The following is a 16,745-nucleotide window of genomic DNA, read 5'->3' on the forward strand; positions in this document are numbered from 1 at the left end:
TAGCTTAGCTCTGAGCAAAGTGGCACTAGATGTGCCCAGCCTTCTTCATTTGTCTGAGTTCGTGTTTTAGCTCGGCAATTTCATCTCTTAGCCTTGCGGCCAGTTCAAACTGAAGTTCGCTGGCGGCATGCCTCATTTGGGCATCGAGGTCCATAACGACCGCCAGGATTTCGTCTTGGGCCATGGCAGCAATCCCACGATTTGATCTCAGGGGAACTGCCGTTGCCTTACGGCCCTTGGCCTTACCTAGTTCAGCGATAAGTTCTGCAGTGTCAAGTTCTTCGCGCTCAATCTGGTCGGTGATGTCGATGATCTTCTTTTGAAGTGGCTGTGGATCAACACCGAGTGCCTTGTTGTAGGCAACCTGTTTTTCTCTTCTTCTGGTGGTCTCGTCAATCGCCTTTCTCATTGACTCAGTGAGGTTGTCGCCATACATGTGCACTTCACCGTTAATGTTTCTTGCAGCCCTTCCTATTGTCTGAACTAAGGAGGTTGCGGATCGCAAGAAACCCTCTTTGTCGGAATCCAGAATTGCCACCAGCGAAACTTCGGGTAGATCTAGACCCTCGCGTAGCAAGTTGATTCCGACCAGAACATCAAACACACCCTGACGCAGTTGCCGAAGTAGCTCCACTCGCTTGAGGGTATCCACATCCGAATGCAGGTATCTGACCTTGACTCCAGCCTCGGAGAGAAAATCGGTAAGCTCCTCAGCCATCTTCTTAGTCAGAGTGGTAACTAGAACTCGCTCATCCTTCGCAGCCCTGATGCGGATCTCTTCGAGAAGGTCGTCAATCTGGCCCTTTGTTGGCTTTAGAACAATCTTTGGATCGACTAGGCCGGTAGGTCTGATTATTTGCTCCACTACCCCATCTGCTGCCGCAAGCTCATACTTTCCCGGCGTTGCGGATAGATAAACAGTTTGGCCAACGCGCTGCTGAAACTCAGTCCAGCGAAGTGGTCTGTTATCAAGAGCTGATGGCAACCTAAAGCCGTGTTCCACTAGAGTTCGTTTTCTCGACGAGTCTCCCTCATACATCGCACCAATTTGAGGAACAGTGGCATGTGACTCATCTATGACCGTGAGGAAATCTTCGGGGAAATAATCGAGTAGGCAAGACGGTGGTTCCCCTGGAGCTCGACCATCGATGTGCCTCGAGTAGTTCTCAATACCGGAGCAAAAGCCGAGCTCACGAATCATCTCAAGATCGAAATTGGTCCTCATCTTGATTCGCTGGGCTTCTAGTAACTTTCCAGATGCTTCGAACTCCCGAAGTCTGGCAGCAAGCTCGTTTTCAATCTCTTCAATGGCGCGTCCCATCTGCACCGGAGAGGCTACATAGTGACTGGCCGGGAAAATCCCAACAGAGTCAAGCTTCTTTATGACATCTCCCGTTAGTGGGTGTAGCGAGTAAATCGCTTCAATTTCGTCTCCAAAGAATTGCACTCGGGTAGCAAACTCGTCATAGACGGGAATAATCTCGATGGTGTCGCCTTTGACTCTAAAGTTGCCTCTGGAGAAATCAATGTCGTTGCGTTGATACTGGATTTTGACGAACTCTCTGATGAGCTCATCCCTATCAATTCTTTGACCTACTTGCAAAGGAATTGATTGGTCCAAATACTCTTTTGGAGCCCCTAAGCCGTAGATGCAGGAGACCGTGGATACTACGATTACATCCCGTCTGGAAAGTAGGCTCATGGTTGCTGAGTAACGAAGGCGTTCAACTTCCTCGTTGATGCTGGAATCCTTCTCAATAAAAGTGTCGGTCTGTGGCACATATGCCTCTGGCTGGTAGTAGTCGTAGTAGCTGACAAAGTACTCAACCGCATTGTTTGGAAACATCTGCCTAAGCTCAGTAACCAGCTGTGCCGCGAGTGTCTTATTGTGTGCCATTACAAGCGTTGGTCGCTGCAGTGCTTCAATTAGCCAGGCGGTAGTAGCCGACTTACCGGTTCCGGTAGCACCAAGCAACACAACGTCTTTTTCTCCGGCGTTGATTCGCCGAACAAGCTCTGCAATTGCTGTTGGCTGATCGCCCGAGGGTTTGAAGTCACTCTCGACCTTAAAAGGAGTGAAGGATCTAGTTCGCTGCACTTTATCCCTTGGCCCTTGCAGACTCTAAAAGCTGTATCCAGACCAGCTCAACTTGCTGTTTTGTTTGCTCTTTTGTTCCAGAGCTATCGATAACAAAGTCCGCTCGGGCCTCACGTTCAGCTCTGCTGGTTTGCGCGTCAATCCTCTTTTTGGCTTCTGATTCGGGCATCGAGCGAGACGCCATGAGTCTAGATACTTGATTCTCAACTCCGGCCTCGACGGTAATGATTGCATCAAATGGGTAATCAACACTTGCCTCAACAAGTAATGGCACAGCATAGACAACAATGTCCGATACTTGTTCGCCTATTAGTTGGGTGGTGCGCGCTCTAATCAAAGGATGCAAAATACTTTCAAGCTCGAGTCGCTTCTTTGGGTCAGTGAACACAATGTTTCCAAGCTTTGCACGGTCAAGATCACCACTAGGAAGCAAAATCTCGTATCCAAAAGCACCGACAACCTGAACTAAGCCTGGCGAACCAGGGACAACAACATCTCTAGCTACCTGATCGGCATCGACTGTGCTTGCGCCGAACTGGGCAAGCACGCTCGCGACATAGGACTTTCCTGAGGCAATGCCTCCTGTTAGTCCGACGAGATACATTGACCCATCCTATAAAGCTCGAATCGGGGCTCTGGAATGTCCAGGCCCCGATTCAAAGATTAATATGTTCTACTCTTTGTCCGTAAGCTTGTCACGCAGTGCGCTTAGTGACGCGTCTTCGGAAAGTGTGCCAGCTGATCCTTCAGCAACAGCTGATGACTCAGCTAGCGGTTGGCTAGGCGCAGGAACATCCGGTAAAGAGGCAGCAAGCTTGTTTGCAACCGCAACCTGCTTCTTATGTTCTACCCACCGTTCGTTAGCTTCGGAGTACTCTTTCTCCCACTTGGCTCTAGCTTCTTCGTGTCCAGGTTGCCATTCGCTAGTTGCAGGATCAAAACCATCTGGATACTTGTAGTCGCCCTTCTCGTCGTACTCTGCGTACATTCCATAAAGAGCCGGGTTGAAGTCTTTACCCTCTGGGTTAACTTCCTCAAGTGCCTGCTTCAATGAGAGCGATATTCTTCTTCTCTCAAGGTCAATGTCGATGACCTTCACGAAAACGTCCTGATTGGCTGAAACAACCTGCTCAGCTAATTCGATGTGCTTGGTTGATAGCTCTGAGATGTGGACAAGGCCCTCGATCCCATCTGCAACACGAACGAAAGCACCAAACGGAACTAGCTTGGTTACCTTGCCCGGTGCGTACTGACCAATCGAGTGAGTTCTAGCAAATACCTGCCATGGGTCTTCCTGGGTCGCCTTCAACGAAAGGGAAACACGCTCACGGTCTTGATCAACTTCCAAAACCTCAACGGTTACTTCTTGTCCGATCTCGACTACCTCAGATGCATGCTCGATGTGCTTCCAGGAAAGCTCAGATACGTGTACCAAACCATCTACGCCACCTAGGTCGATGAAAGCACCAAAGTTTACGATTGATGAAACAACGCCTGTTCTAATCTGACCCTTGGCAAGATCTGCAAGGAATGTTGATCTGGAAGCTGACTGACTCTGCTCTAGAAGTGCACGCCTTGAAAGAACTACGTTGTTACGGTTCTTGTCAAGTTCTAGAATCTTGGCTTCTACTTCTTGACCAAGATATGGAGCAAGATCACGAACACGGCGAAGTTCAATAAGAGAAGCAGGTAGGAATCCACGAAGCCCGATGTCAACAATAAGTCCACCCTTGACAACTTCGATGACAGTTCCGGTAACGGTGGTGTCGGCTGCCTTGATTTTCTCAACATCTCCCCACGCCCTCTCGTACTGAGCACGCTTCTTGGAAAGAATTAGACGACCTTCTTTGTCCTCTTTCTGCAAGACAAGAGCCTCAATGGTGTCTCCAACAGAGACGATATCTCCTGGGTCTGCATCGTGGCGGATTGAAAGTTCACGAGAAGGAATCACTCCTTCGGTTTTATACCCAACATCTAGCAGGACCTCATCACGGTCAATTTTTACTACTGTTCCTTGGATTAGGTCTCCGTCATTGAAGAACTTAAGGGTCTTTTCAACTGCTGCTAGGAATTCTTCGGCAGTGCCAATGTCATTGATGGCTACTTGCTTTGGGGCTTTGGTGGTTGATTCAGTTGTCATAGAGAAAGGTGCTCCATTTGCTTTGCATACTCAGGTCGCGATAGCGCTCCGTAATGGAGGGAAATTGCTACCGCAACGGCGGATAAGGGATTGCGCTTTCGCGCCCCCTAAGCCTACCTGCAATCGACGAAGGAGACAAAGGCCTAGTGGGCGGCCTTGTCCCAGCTCCTACCCGTGCCAATCTGGACATCCAAGGGCACTGAAAGCTTCACCACATTAGACATCTTGTCCAGGACAAGGTCCTCTAGGGCCTTGGCTTCGCCCGGGTAAACCTCGAAAACTAGCTCGTCATGGACTTGAAGCAGCATCCTTGACCGCATGGACTTCGCTTCGAGTGCTTCTTGAATTTGATTCATGGCCAGCTTCATGATGTCTGCAGCTGTGCCCTGAATTGGAGCATTCAGTGCGGCCCGTCTGGCATTCTCCCGCACTTGGAATATGGAACTATTTAAGTCATCAAAAGGTCTTCTTCGGCCGTGGTATGTGGTGGTGTAGCCAACAGCTTTGGCGTCTTCTACAACCTTTGCCAGGTACTTCCTAACTCCCCCAAACCTTTCAAAATAATCTTTCATGAGCTGTTTAGCATCAGCATTTGATAACCCGAGCTGTTTGGCCAACCCGTATTCACTTAGCCCATAGACCAATCCGTAACTCATCGCCTTAACCTGAGCGCGCATTTCCGAAGTGACATCAGACGGTGTCACGCCAAAAATCCTCGAACCCACAAAACGGTGGAGATCCTCTCCCGCGTTGAAAGCTTCAATAAGACCTGGGTCCTCTGACAAATGCGCCATGATTCGCATTTCGATCTGGGAGTAGTCGGCCGTCATTATCGATTCGAAGCCTTTTGACGCAATAAAGGCGTCCCTAATCTGAGCACCTCGGGGGTTTCGAATTGGAATGTTCTGCAGGTTTGGGTTCTCAGAGCTAAGTCGGCCGGTTGAGGTTCCGGTTTGGACATAGGTTGTATGGATTTTGCTGTCTTGCTCCACAGCTTTCAGAAGGGTCTCCACCATTTGCTTTAACTTCGTTGAATCTCGGTGGGCCAGTAGTTTCTCAAGAAATGGATGCCCGGTTTTATCAAAGAGCTCTGTTAGCGAAGCGGCGTTGGTTGAGAATCCGGTCTTTAGGGACTTGGTCCCCTTCATGCCGAGGTCCTCAAAGAGCACAACCTGCAGTTGCTTCGGCGATGCCAAGTTGATCTCTTTGCCAATGATTTTGAAGGCCGCATCGGCAATCTGAGAAACTTCCTTGGTAAGAGTGTCAAACAGCGCCTGCAAGAGCTTTGCGTCAATTGAGATCCCAACACTTTCCATTAGTGCCAAGGATCTGGAGCTAGGTATCTCAATTTGACGATAAACCTTGTCTTGATTCTGTGACTGAACTTGAGACGTCATTACTGGCGCCAAGGACAGCGCTAGCCAAGCATCCAAGCTTGGGTCGATGTTTTGCTCGGGGATCAACTGATTCGGATCGGATCTTGTTACAGATATGCCTAGGTACTCCTCGACAATGTCATCAACGTAGAAGTTCCTGCGTACAGGATTCAGTAGATACGCGAGCAAGAGCGCATCATCTAAAACCCCATCGATATCCAAGCCTTGCTCGATTAACAGCCGTTTGGTTCCCTTGTAATCGAAGAGAACTTTTTTGCGTGATGCATCCACTAACCAGCCAGCCAGTGCCTTGGAATGCTTCCCAGAAAGAAAAACTCTGCTCTTTGGAGAAGCGAATCCAAAAAGCAATCCATTGTCAGACTCTTCAATTTCTAGGCCGACAATCTCCTTATCTGACAACCACTTCATCAAATCAATCTCAGAAAGACTATTTGACATGGGAATTTCTAGTCTTTCAGCAACAGTCTCTTGCGTGACTTTTTCGGCCGTTGGCGTGATTGACGACACGGGGGCCGCTGCAAGGCCATTGGTTTGACTACCAGATGTGCCGCGCAATCTGAGTACACGCTCGGTAAGGGTTTTGAAGTGCATTTTTGTGAATGCCGCTCTAACCCGGGTTTCATCCACAGCGGTGAGTCGAAAGGACTCAAACGCAACACCCATGTCAAGATCACGAACCAGGTGGTTAAGTCTGCGGTTACGAAGAGCTAAATCGCTGTGCTCCCGAAGGGACTCCCCCACTTTGCCGGGAACATCTGCAGCGTTTTCAATAATTGTCTTTAGGTCGCCATGTTGTTGCAGCCACTTGGCCGCGGTTTTCGGACCAACGCCTGGAATACCTGGAAGGTTATCCGATGTCTCACCTACAAGAGCTGCAAGATCCGGATACTGCTTTGCATGTATTCCATATCTTTCGACAACAGCCGAATCATCCATACGGGCTAGGTTCATTACGCCCTTTATCGGGTAAAGAATCGTCGTGTCATCACTGATGAGCTGAAAAGTGTCTCGATCCCCAGAAACCACAAGTACTTTAAAACCTGCAGCACTAGCCTGGTCCGCGAGTGAGGCAAGAATGTCATCTGCCTCGTAGTCCTTCTTGGTGAGGGTTGTGATGTTCATGCTTTGCATGGCGTCTTCTAGTAATTCAGTTTGACCGTAGAACTCAGGTGGTGTCTCTCCACGGTTACCTTTGTACTCTGGATACTCAGAGGCGCGGAAAGAAGGCCCCGAAATGTCAAATGCGACCGCCAGATGACTGGGTTTTTCACCCTCAAGTAAGTTCAGCAACATCGAGATGAATCCATGTACGGCGTTGGTGTGTTGGCCGTCCGGTGTCTTGAAGTTTGATGGATTTAGCGCATAGAACGCTCGAAAAGCCAAAGAATGCCCGTCAATAAGCATCAAGGTAGGCTTAGGATTCATGATTGCAAGCCTACTTTGCTTGTAGGTGAAACCAATGAGAGGGAAGTTGCATGTCAAGCCAAGACCCAATTTTGAGCGACGTTGCGAAGCAAGTTTCCGCGCAAAGAGGTGTTGGGGCTCTTGCAGAAAAAATGGGAATACAAATTCTGGAACTTGGTGCCGAGCGAGCGGTTGCCACTATGCCTGTCGAGGGAAACACTCAACCGATTGGTTTGCTTCACGGCGGCGCCTATCTTGTGCTCGGCGAGACTCTAGGATCTTTTGCCGCTAATGTCTGGGCACATCCAGGCGGTCATGCGGTTGGAATCGAGATTTCTGCGTCGCATACCAAGTCAGCCACAAAAGGAACAGTTACGGGAACCGCTACTGCCCTTTCGTTAGGAAAAACACTTACTGTTCATGAGATAGTAGTTACAAACGAAGCTGGTGAGAGACTTTCGACAGTGCGGATAACTAATCTGATAAGAAAATCTACTTCTCCAGCTGATCAAGAATAGTCTTTGCAACATCGACCATGCCGATACGGCGGTCCATGGCTGCTTTCTGAATCCACCTAAAGGCGTCTGGCTCGGATAGACCCATTTGAACACCAAGAACCCCTTTAGCTCTTTCAACAAGCTTTCTGGTCTCCAGCCTTTCAGTTAAATCAGATACTTCCATCTCTAACTGGGTAAGTTGCTGATGCCGCGAAATCGCCACCTCTATGGCGGGAAGAAGATCGTCAGGGGAAAAAGGTTTAACTAAAAATGCCATTGCACCGACCTCGGATGCCCTTGAGACTAACTCCTGCTGATTAAAAGCTGTTAGAAACACAACTGGAATACGCAGCTGGGCGATTTGCTCTGCAGCCGAAAGACCATCCATGTCTGGCATCTTGATGTCCATAACCATAAGATCCGGCTTGAGTTGTTTTGCAAGCTCGATGGCCTTTAGGCCGTCTCCTGCTTCACCAACAACATCAAATCCTTGATCCTTCAAGGTTTCGACGATGTCCATCCTGATTAATGATTCGTCCTCAGCAACTACTATCCGCCGCTTAGAGATCTGTTCCATGTCGCTTACTTTATGGCACTTTGGGGTGCTGACGCCAAAACAAATCGGTTAGAGTTATTGACGTGGTACTGCCGGAATGGCGGAACGGCAGACGCGGAGCACTCAAAATGCTTTGTTCGAAAGGACGTGTGGGTTCGAATCCCACTTCCGGCACCACGAAATCCTAACTGTTGGCCCCAGTTCCAACCTTGTGAACTCTTAGGGTGTTAGTCGAGCCTGGGACTCCAGGAGGAGTTCCGGCGACAACTACCACCTCATCGCCAACCTTGCACATTCCCTGGTCCAAGACAGAAATGTCAACCTGCTCGAACATTGCGTCCGTATGGGTCACTTTTGGAACGATGAATGTCTTCGATCCCCACACCAATGAGAGCTCACGAGCGGTTTGAACATTCGGCGTGAACGAAAGAACGGGTACGGCCGATCTCAACCTAGATATTCTTCTAAGTGAATCTCCACCTTCTGTGAACACACAAACAAACTTTGAACCAAGAAGCTCTGCAATTTCCATAGCAGCGAAGGAAACAGCTCCTCCTTGAGTGTGTGGTTTTGTTCCTAAGTCTGGAATCCTCGAAAGACCATTTTCCTCAGTGGACTTGATGATTCTTGCCATGGTCGAAACGGTTTCAACGGGAAATGAACCAACGCTGGTTTCACCAGAAAGCATCAGGGCGTCAGCGCCATCTAGGACAGCATTGGCAACGTCGCTTGTCTCGGCACGAGTTGGGATGCTTGAGGAGATCATTGATTCAAGCATCTGGGTGGCAACTATTACTGGCTTTGCCCAGCGCCTTGCGAGCTCAACAGCGCGCTTCTGGACTATTGGAACCTGCTCAAGCGGAAGTTCAACACCAAGGTCGCCTCGCGCAACCATGATCGCATCAAAGGCATCAATGATTTCTTCAAGATTCTCAACGGCTTGCGGTTTCTCAATTTTTGCGATTACTGGAACCTTGCGGCCCTCCTCGCGCATAATCTCTTGCACCCGTTCGATGTCGGAGGCGTTTCTGACAAAGGAAAGAGCGACCATGTCTACACCCAACTTCAGCGCCCACCGCAGATCTTCCTCGTCCTTTTCTGAAAGAGCTGGAACATTGACTGCAACACCTGGAAGATTAATACCCTTATTGTTTGAAACCTGCCCGGGTATCTCAACGATGGTCGTAACAGTGGTGTCTGAAACTTCTACCGCACGAAGTTTTACTTTTCCATCGTCAATTAGAAGGAAATCACCGACATTCACATCCCCTGGTAAACCCTTGAAGGTTGTCCCGCAGATGTTGACATCACCTTCGATTTCGTCGGTAGTGATCTTGAAGGTTGCTCCCTTTTCCAGCATCACTGGGCCCTCTTTGAACTTTGTCAAGCGGATCTTTGGACCCTGCAAATCGACAAACACTCCAACTGGCTTGTCTAAATCGCTAGCCGCTTTTCGAACATCGCGATAGATCTGTTCGTGCACGTCGTAGCTGCCGTGACTAAGGTTCATTCTGGCAACGTCGACGCCTGCTTCGATAATCGCTCGAAGTTGGTCGTAACTAGAGCTGGCAGGCCCTAGAGTCGCAACAATTTTTGCCCGTCTCATTTGATTCCTCTTCTTTGTTTGGAACGTTTAGGTGTAAACAGATATTGGTTGGTCTGAGGCCCGCACCGGTGAGGGCAAATCCGTGGTTCCTTCTAGATAACGATCGATCGTGGCAGCAACTGCCCGCCCCTCAGCTATCGCCCAAACAATTAGAGACTGGCCTCTCCCCGCATCTCCGGCTACAAAAAGTCCTGGAACATCGGTTGAGAAATCATCCGCTCTTGCAAAGGTACTCTCCAATTCTAATCCAAGGTCGAGTCCCTTTGAGGGACCGACTGTTTCTGGACCCACAAAGCCAAGCGCCAAAAGCACCAAGTCTGCTTCAATTATCCGCTCTGTTCCGGCGGTGGGAACACGCTTACCAGCAACTATTTGGGTATTGGCAACACGGATGCCCTTAACGACACCCTCCTCCCCTAGGAACTCAATTGTTGAAGATAGGAACTCCCGCTCGCCGAATTCCTCGTGCGCGCTAGAAACTTCGTACAGGTTCGGAAATGTCGGCCACGGCTGCTCCGCTGATCTTGCTTCAGGCGGCTTCATTCCAATAGCCAGAGTGGTAACCGACTTTGCTCCTTGCCTAGTGGCTGTTCCTAGGCAATCCGCTCCAGTGTCACCGCCACCAAGGATAACCACATGCTTTCCTTCGGCGGATACTTGATTCTCAGTGCCTAGGCCAGCAACAACTCGGTTTGCCTGAGTAAGGAAGGGCATCGCGAAATGAATCCCCTCAAGATCTCGACCGGAAACTGGCAAATCCTTAGGCACCGATGCGCCGGTGGCGACCAGAACTGCGTCGTATCTTCGCAGTAGATCTTCCCAGCTGATCTGCTTGCCGATTTCTACACCGGTTCTAAACCTCACACCTTCGGCCTCAAGCTGTGCGAGCCTACGATCTATGTGACGCTTTTCCATCTTGAAATCAGGAATCCCATAGCGCAGTAGGCCACCTATTCGATCATCTCTTTCAAAAACCGCAACAGTGTGACCAGCTCTGGCAAGCTGCTGTGCGGCCGCTAAACCTGCTGGCCCTGAACCCACCACCGCAACAGTCTTGCCGGTAAGCCTCTCCGGAGGATGGGCGGAAACGAAACCGTTATCGAAAGCGTCATCAATGATTGACACCTCAATTTCTTTAATCGTGACAGCTGGCTGATTGATGGCCAGCACACAACTCGACTCGCATGGCGCCGGGCAAAGTCGTCCTGTGAACTCCGGAAAGTTATTTGTTGAATGCAAACGCTCAATGGCCGAAGAACCATCTTCTCGCCAAACGGCGTCATTCCATTCAGGAATCAAGTTCCCCAATGGACAGCCCTGATGGCAAAATGGGACTCCGCAATCCATGCATCTTCCGGCCTGCGCCCTTACAACCCCCGACTCACGACGTTCATAAACTTCCTTCCAGTCCATGATTCGAACGTCAACCGGTCGGCGTTTGGCTACCTCGCGATCAGTGATCTTTAGAAAACCTCTTGGATCAGCCATTGGTTGCCTCCAGAATCTTGCCCCAAACTTCCGCCCCATCTGGATCTATGCCTGCTGACTCTGCATCAGCGAGTATCTCTCTAACGCTTGCGAAGTCAGTGGGCATAACCACCGTGAAATTCGCGAGTTCAGATTCGAAGTTCTCAAGAATCAACCGTGCAATTCTTGACCCGGTTTCAGACTCATGAAGCCCAATCAATTCCCGTAGTTCGGATGCTTGATCAGCTGAGGGGCTTAGCAGTCTGAGCTCGTCCCCGCGAAGCGCTTCTGCATTAACACTTGAATCCCTTAGTTTGTAAACGTAGGCGTAGCCCCCGCTCATTCCGGCCCCAAGGTTTCTTCCAACAGCCCCAAGTATCACCACTCGACCACCGGTCATGTATTCAAGAGCGTGATCTCCTGCCCCCTCTACTACGGCTGTGGCACCGGAATTTCGGACCATGAATCTTTCCCCAACAACACCTGATAGAAAAAGCTTTCCAGAAGTGGCGCCATATCCGATAACGTTTCCAGCAATAATGTTCTCGTTTGACGGAAAGCTTGCGTTCTCGTCTGGCCGGACAACAATCGTGCCACCGCTCAGACCTTTACCAACATGATCGTTGGCTTCACCAAAGAGCTCGAGCTTGATTCCGCTTGGAATAAAGGCTCCGAAGGACTGACCAGCGGTGCCTCGTAGGCGGACATGAATCGTTGCCTCTGGCAATCCCACCTCACCAAACGCGACGGTGACATGATGACCCAAAAGTGTTCCCGCGGCTTGCTCGGTATTGCGAATCGCCTCTTCGATGAACACTGGCTGAGAATCCAGCAAGGCCCTACTTGCTTGGGTGATTAGCTTTTGATCGAAGTGCTTCTCAAGTTCGTGATTCTGATCAACCTTTTTTGACCTAGGCGCAGAATCGTCCATACCTGAACCTTGAAGAATTGGTGACAGATCAAGACCATCGGCCTTCCAGTGAGAAATTGCGCTATCCACATCAAGCAACTCTGTGTGGCCAACAGCTTCTTCTATTGATCTGAAGCCAAGAGCTGCCAAGATCTCACGGATCTCTTCGGCAAGAAATTCAAAGAAGTTGACAACAAACTCAGGTTTACCAGTAAATCGCTCTCTCAATAATGGGTTCTGAGTCGCGACACCAACAGGACAGGTGTCCAAATGGCATACCCTCATCAGGATGCAGCCCGAAACCACAAGTGGTGCGGTTGCAAAACCAAATTCCTCTGCGCCAAGCAGTGCGGCTATAACTACATCGCGTCCAGTTTTCATCTGCCCGTCCACCTGAACCGACACACGATCACGAAGGCCGTTAAGCATTAGGGTTTGCTGCGTCTCGGCAAGACCTAACTCCCAGGGGGTTCCAGCGTGTTTTAGGGAGTTCAAGGGAGAAGCGCCGGTTCCCCCATCGTGACCTGACACTAAGACAACATCTGCCTTTGCTTTCACAACTCCAGCGGCAACTGTTCCTATCCCTACTTGACTAACCAGCTTTACATGAACGCGAGCAACCGGGTTTGATCTTTTTAGATCGAAGATCAGCTGTTTCAGGTCTTCGATCGAATAGATATCGTGATGCGGTGGCGGCGAGATAAGACCAACGCCTGGCGTGGAGTGTCTTGTCTTGGCTATCCATGGATAGATTTTGTTTGCCGCTAGTTGACCACCTTCACCGGGCTTTGCACCCTGTGCCATTTTGATTTGTAGATCATCGGCGTGCGTAAGGTACATGCTAGTAACACCGAATCTGCCCGAAGCCACCTGCTTTATCGCGCTTCTTCGGGCTGGATCCAGAAGGCGATCATTGTCCTCGCCACCTTCACCGGTGTTCGATCGCGCGCCGATGCTATTCATGGCAACGGCCAGTGTTTCGTGTGCTTCCTTCGAGATTGATCCGTAGCTCATTGCCCCGGTTGAGAATCTTTTTACGATTGCACTGACTGGCTCAACTTGGTCGATAGATATCGGTGGACGAACTCCATCCTTGAATTTGAACAATCCCCTAAGGGTCATCAACCGGGAAGACTGATCGTCAATTAGCTTGGTGTATTGCCTAAAAATGTCAAAACGCTTCTCACGGGTTGCATGCTGAAGTTTGAAAACAGTTTCGGGGTTAAACAGGTGAGGTGGGCCTTCTCTTCGCCACTGATACTCCCCTCCAACATCTAACGACTGGTGCACATTCACAGCTCGCTCCACTGGATAAGCGCTTGCATGCCTAGCTGCAATCTCTTGGTGTAAAACATCCATGCCGATGCCACCAAGTTGGGATGTGGTGCCGTAGAAGTACCTCTCAACAACATCTTGATTCAGACCTATGACTTCGAAGCACTGTGCCCCGCTATATGAGGACACCGCAGAGATTCCCATTTTGGACATGATCTTAAGAACACCCTTACCCAAGGAGGAAATGAGATTCTTGGCTGCTTGCTCGAGGCTTATTCCTTGAATACGACCCTCTCGGATCATTAGCTCAACCGACTCAAGAGCAAGATATGGGTTCACTGCCGCTGCACCGTAACCGACCAGCGCTGCAACATGATGCACCTCGCGAACATCCCCGGCTTCAACCACCAGCCCGACCATGGTGCGTCGTCCAGTCCTAATCAGATGGTGATGAACGGCAGATGTTAGAAGAAGCGATGGTATTGGAGCAAGGTCACGATTGGAATCCCGATCCGAGAGAACCAAATAGGTAATACCATCGTCAATGGCCTGATCAACTTCGGCATATATCTGGATAAGACGCTCTTCAAGGCCTTTGTTCCCTTCCGAGAGTCGGTAGAGACCTCGGACAACAAATGCCTCCCCTCCACCTGGCATCTCATCAATATGCTTGATCTTGGCAAGCTCATCGTTGCTGAGCGCTGGAAAATCTATGATCACCTGCTGTGCATGGTTTGGACCTGCGCTCAAAAGATTTCTTTCTGGACCAATACCGGTAGCCAGAGATGTAACCACCTGCTCGCGAATCGCATCTAGAGGAGGGTTTGTTACTTGAGCAAACTGCTGAACAAAATAGTCAAAGAGCAAACGTGGACGATCTGAGATTGCCGCAATTGGAGTATCTGAGCCCATGGCTCCAAGTGGTTCTGTTCCATTTTTTGCCATGGGCATAAGTAGTACCCGTAGCTCTTCGTCGGTGAAACCGAAAGTTCTCTGACGGCGATTCACCGAGGATGAAGTGTGCGCGATGTGCTCTCTTTCAGGCAAATCCCTCAAATTGATTCTGTTGTCCGATAACCAGCTATCCCAAGGATCCGAGGACGCAACCTGAGACTTGATCTCTTCGTCTTCGATTATTCGACCCTCTAGGGTGTCAACGAGAAACATCTTGCCTGGCTGCAGTTTTCCCTTACGAACAACCTTTGCAGGGTCAATGTCAACAACGCCTGCCTCGGAGGCCAAGACAACTAGACCATCCTCCGTCACCAGGTATCGACCGGGTCTTAGACCATTACGGTCAAGTGTCGCGCCAACCAAATCACCGTCTGTGAATATCACGGCTGCCGGACCATCCCATGGCTCCATCATCAGGGAGTGATACTCGTAAAAGCTTTTTCTCTCAGGATCAATTCCTTGCTGCGACTCCCAGGCCTCTGGAATCATCATCATCATGGCGTGAGGTAGCGACCTGCCTGCTAAATACAGAAGCTCTAACACTTCATCAAACGATGCGCTGTCACTAGCGCCCTTGGTGATAACTGGCTTTAGAGACTCGATATCACCAAGCACCTCAGATTGCAACTGGGCCTCTCGAGCCTTCATCCAATTTCGATTTCCTCGAATGGTGTTGATTTCTCCGTTGTGAGCAATCATGCGATAAGGGTGGGCAAGTGGCCAAGACGGAAAGGTGTTTGTCGAGAACCTGGAGTGAACGAGCGCTAGCTTTGAAACCATTCGCGGGTCACTTAGCTCTGGAAAGAACGGTTCAAGCTGCAAAGTTGTAACCATGCCCTTGTAAACGACTGTTTTGCTAGATAGCGAAGGGTGGTAAACGCCAATGGTTTTCTCACTAGCTCTTCTCAGACGATAAAGTTTTCGCTCTAGCTCAATACCAGTCAGACCCAAAGTACTCTTGACGAATACTTGACCAATAAAGGGCATTGCCTCTCTTGCCAGGTTTCCAAGAACATCTGGATTTGTTGGCACATCCCGCCACTGCAAAACCTCAAGGTCTTCACTTTGAGCCAAGTAAGCAAAGTGCTCACGTTCTTTCTGGCGGGTACTTGATTCAGAAGACTCGAAAACCAATCCCGCACCGTATTCGCCTATTGCAGGAAGATCGGTACCAAGTACATCTCTAAAGTAAGCGTCTGGGATTTGTATTAGGATTCCCGCGCCATCGCCGGTGCCAGCGTCGGACCCGATGGCACCACGGTGCTCAAGGTTTCTGAGTGCGTCAAGTGCGGTTTTGATAATATCGTGGCCTGGAGTGCCCCTTAGGGTCGCAACCAGCGCAAGCCCGCAGGCGTCCTTCTCGGAATCCTGCTGATACAAACCAGAGCTTGGCCAATTGCCATATCGCTCAAAGGGTGACATCGGCATTACGCGTTTTCTCCATTCAAAAATATGAAGGGACAACGCTGGCCCGCAAAAACAGTTAGAAAACTGGAACCAGGCACTTGTGATGCCAAATTAGCCCTGTAGGGCTACTTCTCAGATACTAGCTTATCCTCAGGCTCGGCTGCCGGATCATCCATGCCTTTTGGCTCGCGGCCCTTTAGATACGCAGAAATCTCGATACCTGTGTGCTTGCGGTAGGAAATAATCATCACAGCTAGACCCACAACAATTCCAACAATGGCCGACCAAATGTTGATACGTAAGCCAAGAACAATCTCGCTAGGGTCTATCCGGATAGCCTCGACCCAAACTCTGCCTACTGAGTAATAGATAAAGTAAAGACCAATCATTCGACCCCAGCGCAGGTTGAAGCGCTTATCGGCTGCAAGCAGAAGGGCAACACCAATTAGAGACCAAATTGACTCGTACAAAAATGTTGGATGAAAAAGAACACCCTCGGGTAGCCCTGTAGGGATAGCAGCATTTGGGATCGGAATCTCCAACCCCCATGGCAGGTCAGTGGGTAACCCAAAAAGTTCCTTGTTGAAGTAGTTACCCCAACGACCAATAGCCTGAGCCAGCAAGATTCCAGGGGCTACGGCGTCAAGATAAGAAGTGAACTTGATTCCTGATTTTCTTGAGCCTATGTAGGCCCCGAGCGCGCCAAACAACAGAGCTCCGTAGATTGCTAGGCCACCTTCCCATATACGAAAAGGTGCTAGAAGGTCAGCGCCCTGATAAAAGTAATCATTGGGGTGTGTGATTACGTGGAAAAATCTGCCACCAAGGATTCCGAAAGGAATGGCCCAGAAGGAAACGTCCAATGCAACCCCAGCCTCTACTCCCCTGGCCTTGAGTCTCGACTCGGTAAGTAGCAGCGCAAGAATGATTCCAGTGAGGATAAAAAGTGCGTAGAAATGGATTCTTAGAGGTCCGAGTTCAATGTAGCTCACATCTGGTGATGGGATTGAAGTTACGATGTTGAACAGATTCAT

General features: G+C 49.8%; 10 protein-coding genes and 1 tRNA gene. 2 read left to right on the forward strand and 9 right to left on the reverse strand.

The genetic code is table 11. The annotated features are described in order from the left end of the window. Positions 1–25: 25 nt before the first annotated feature. The 4 genes from uvrB to polA form a co-directional block, all read right to left on the reverse strand. The gene (gene uvrB, locus AC9UFE_RS00545; RefSeq protein ID WP_509544618.1) at positions 26–2,098 is read right to left on the reverse strand and encodes an excinuclease ABC subunit UvrB; all 2,073 of its coding nucleotides are present in this window, start codon (positions 2,096–2,098) and stop codon (positions 26–28) included. A 1-nt stretch (position 2,099) separates the two neighbouring features. Beyond that, entirely contained in the window at positions 2,100–2,702 is a 603-nt protein-coding gene (coaE, locus tag AC9UFE_RS00550; protein ID WP_509544622.1) for a dephospho-CoA kinase, read from the reverse strand. A gap of 69 nt (positions 2,703–2,771) precedes the next feature. Beyond that, positions 2,772–4,238, reverse strand: a complete 1,467-nt coding sequence (rpsA, locus tag AC9UFE_RS00555) for a 30S ribosomal protein S1 (RefSeq protein WP_509544625.1) — start codon at positions 4,236–4,238, stop codon at positions 2,772–2,774. 143 nt (positions 4,239–4,381) lie between these two features. After that, positions 4,382–7,060, reverse strand: coding sequence for a DNA polymerase I (gene polA, locus AC9UFE_RS00560; RefSeq protein WP_509544628.1), 2,679 nt, complete (start codon positions 7,058–7,060; stop codon positions 4,382–4,384). A 50-nt stretch (positions 7,061–7,110) separates the two neighbouring features. Here polA and AC9UFE_RS00565 point away from each other — a divergent pair, with 50 nt between their 5' ends. Then, positions 7,111–7,557, forward strand: coding sequence for a PaaI family thioesterase (locus tag AC9UFE_RS00565; RefSeq protein WP_509544631.1), 447 nt, complete (start codon positions 7,111–7,113; stop codon positions 7,555–7,557). On the opposite strand, the gene AC9UFE_RS00570 is transcribed toward AC9UFE_RS00565, so the two are convergent. Continuing rightward, complete coding sequence (locus AC9UFE_RS00570) at positions 7,532–8,113, reverse strand: ANTAR domain-containing response regulator (protein ID WP_509544634.1); 582 nt, start codon at positions 8,111–8,113, stop codon at positions 7,532–7,534. The two genes, AC9UFE_RS00565 and AC9UFE_RS00570, sit on opposite strands and share 26 nt — an antisense overlap. 70 nt (positions 8,114–8,183) lie before the next feature. Between AC9UFE_RS00570 and AC9UFE_RS00575 the strand changes: the two genes are divergently transcribed. Next, positions 8,184–8,269 (forward strand) — tRNA-Leu (locus tag AC9UFE_RS00575). Positions 8,270–8,276: 7 nt separating this feature from the next. Here the strand turns inward: AC9UFE_RS00575 and pyk are convergent. The 4 genes from pyk to lgt all read right to left on the reverse strand — a co-directional run bounded on the left by pyk (position 8,277) and on the right by lgt (position 16,745). Next, positions 8,277–9,698 carry a pyruvate kinase gene (gene pyk / locus AC9UFE_RS00580; RefSeq protein ID WP_509544637.1) on the reverse strand — a complete coding sequence of 474 codons (1,422 nt, stop codon included), beginning with the start codon at positions 9,696–9,698 and terminating at the stop codon, positions 8,277–8,279. A 27-nt stretch (positions 9,699–9,725) separates the two neighbouring features. Then, positions 9,726–11,186: a glutamate synthase subunit beta gene (locus AC9UFE_RS00585; RefSeq protein ID WP_509544640.1), complete on the reverse strand. Its 1,461-nt coding sequence runs from the start codon at positions 11,184–11,186 to the stop codon at positions 9,726–9,728. Then, a complete protein-coding gene (gene gltB / locus AC9UFE_RS00590) occupies positions 11,179–15,732 on the reverse strand; it encodes a glutamate synthase large subunit (RefSeq protein ID WP_509544642.1) in 4,554 nt (1,517 codons plus the stop codon). Before gltB ends, AC9UFE_RS00585 begins: the two co-directional genes overlap by 8 nt. A 104-nt stretch (positions 15,733–15,836) precedes the next feature. After that, positions 15,837–16,745, reverse strand: coding sequence for a prolipoprotein diacylglyceryl transferase (gene lgt, locus AC9UFE_RS00595; protein ID WP_509544644.1), 909 nt, complete (start codon positions 16,743–16,745; stop codon positions 15,837–15,839).

The sequence above is a fragment of the Rhodoluna sp. genome (genome assembly GCF_044239955.1).
Taxonomy (GTDB): domain Bacteria; phylum Actinomycetota; class Actinomycetes; order Actinomycetales; family Microbacteriaceae; genus Rhodoluna.

Excerpts from the sequence above, each read along its gene's own strand:
- coaE (WP_509544622.1), bottom strand. The coding sequence starts at position 2,702 with ATGTATCTCGTCGGACTAACAGGAGGCATTGCCTCAGGAAAGTCCTAT.
- lgt (WP_509544644.1), bottom strand. The coding sequence starts at position 16,745 with ATGAATCTGTTCAACATCGTAACTTCAATCCCATCACCAGATGTGAGC.
- AC9UFE_RS00570 (WP_509544634.1), bottom strand. The coding sequence starts at position 8,113 with ATGGAACAGATCTCTAAGCGGCGGATAGTAGTTGCTGAGGACGAATCA.
- rpsA (WP_509544625.1), bottom strand. The coding sequence starts at position 4,238 with ATGACAACTGAATCAACCACCAAAGCCCCAAAGCAAGTAGCCATCAAT.
- AC9UFE_RS00585 (WP_509544640.1), bottom strand. The coding sequence starts at position 11,186 with ATGGCTGATCCAAGAGGTTTTCTAAAGATCACTGATCGCGAGGTAGCC.
- pyk (WP_509544637.1), bottom strand. The coding sequence starts at position 9,698 with ATGAGACGGGCAAAAATTGTTGCGACTCTAGGGCCTGCCAGCTCTAGT.
- polA (WP_509544628.1), bottom strand. The coding sequence starts at position 7,060 with ATGAATCCTAAGCCTACCTTGATGCTTATTGACGGGCATTCTTTGGCT.
- AC9UFE_RS00565 (WP_509544631.1), top strand. The coding sequence starts at position 7,111 with ATGTCAAGCCAAGACCCAATTTTGAGCGACGTTGCGAAGCAAGTTTCC.
- gltB (WP_509544642.1), bottom strand. The coding sequence starts at position 15,732 with ATGCCGATGTCACCCTTTGAGCGATATGGCAATTGGCCAAGCTCTGGT.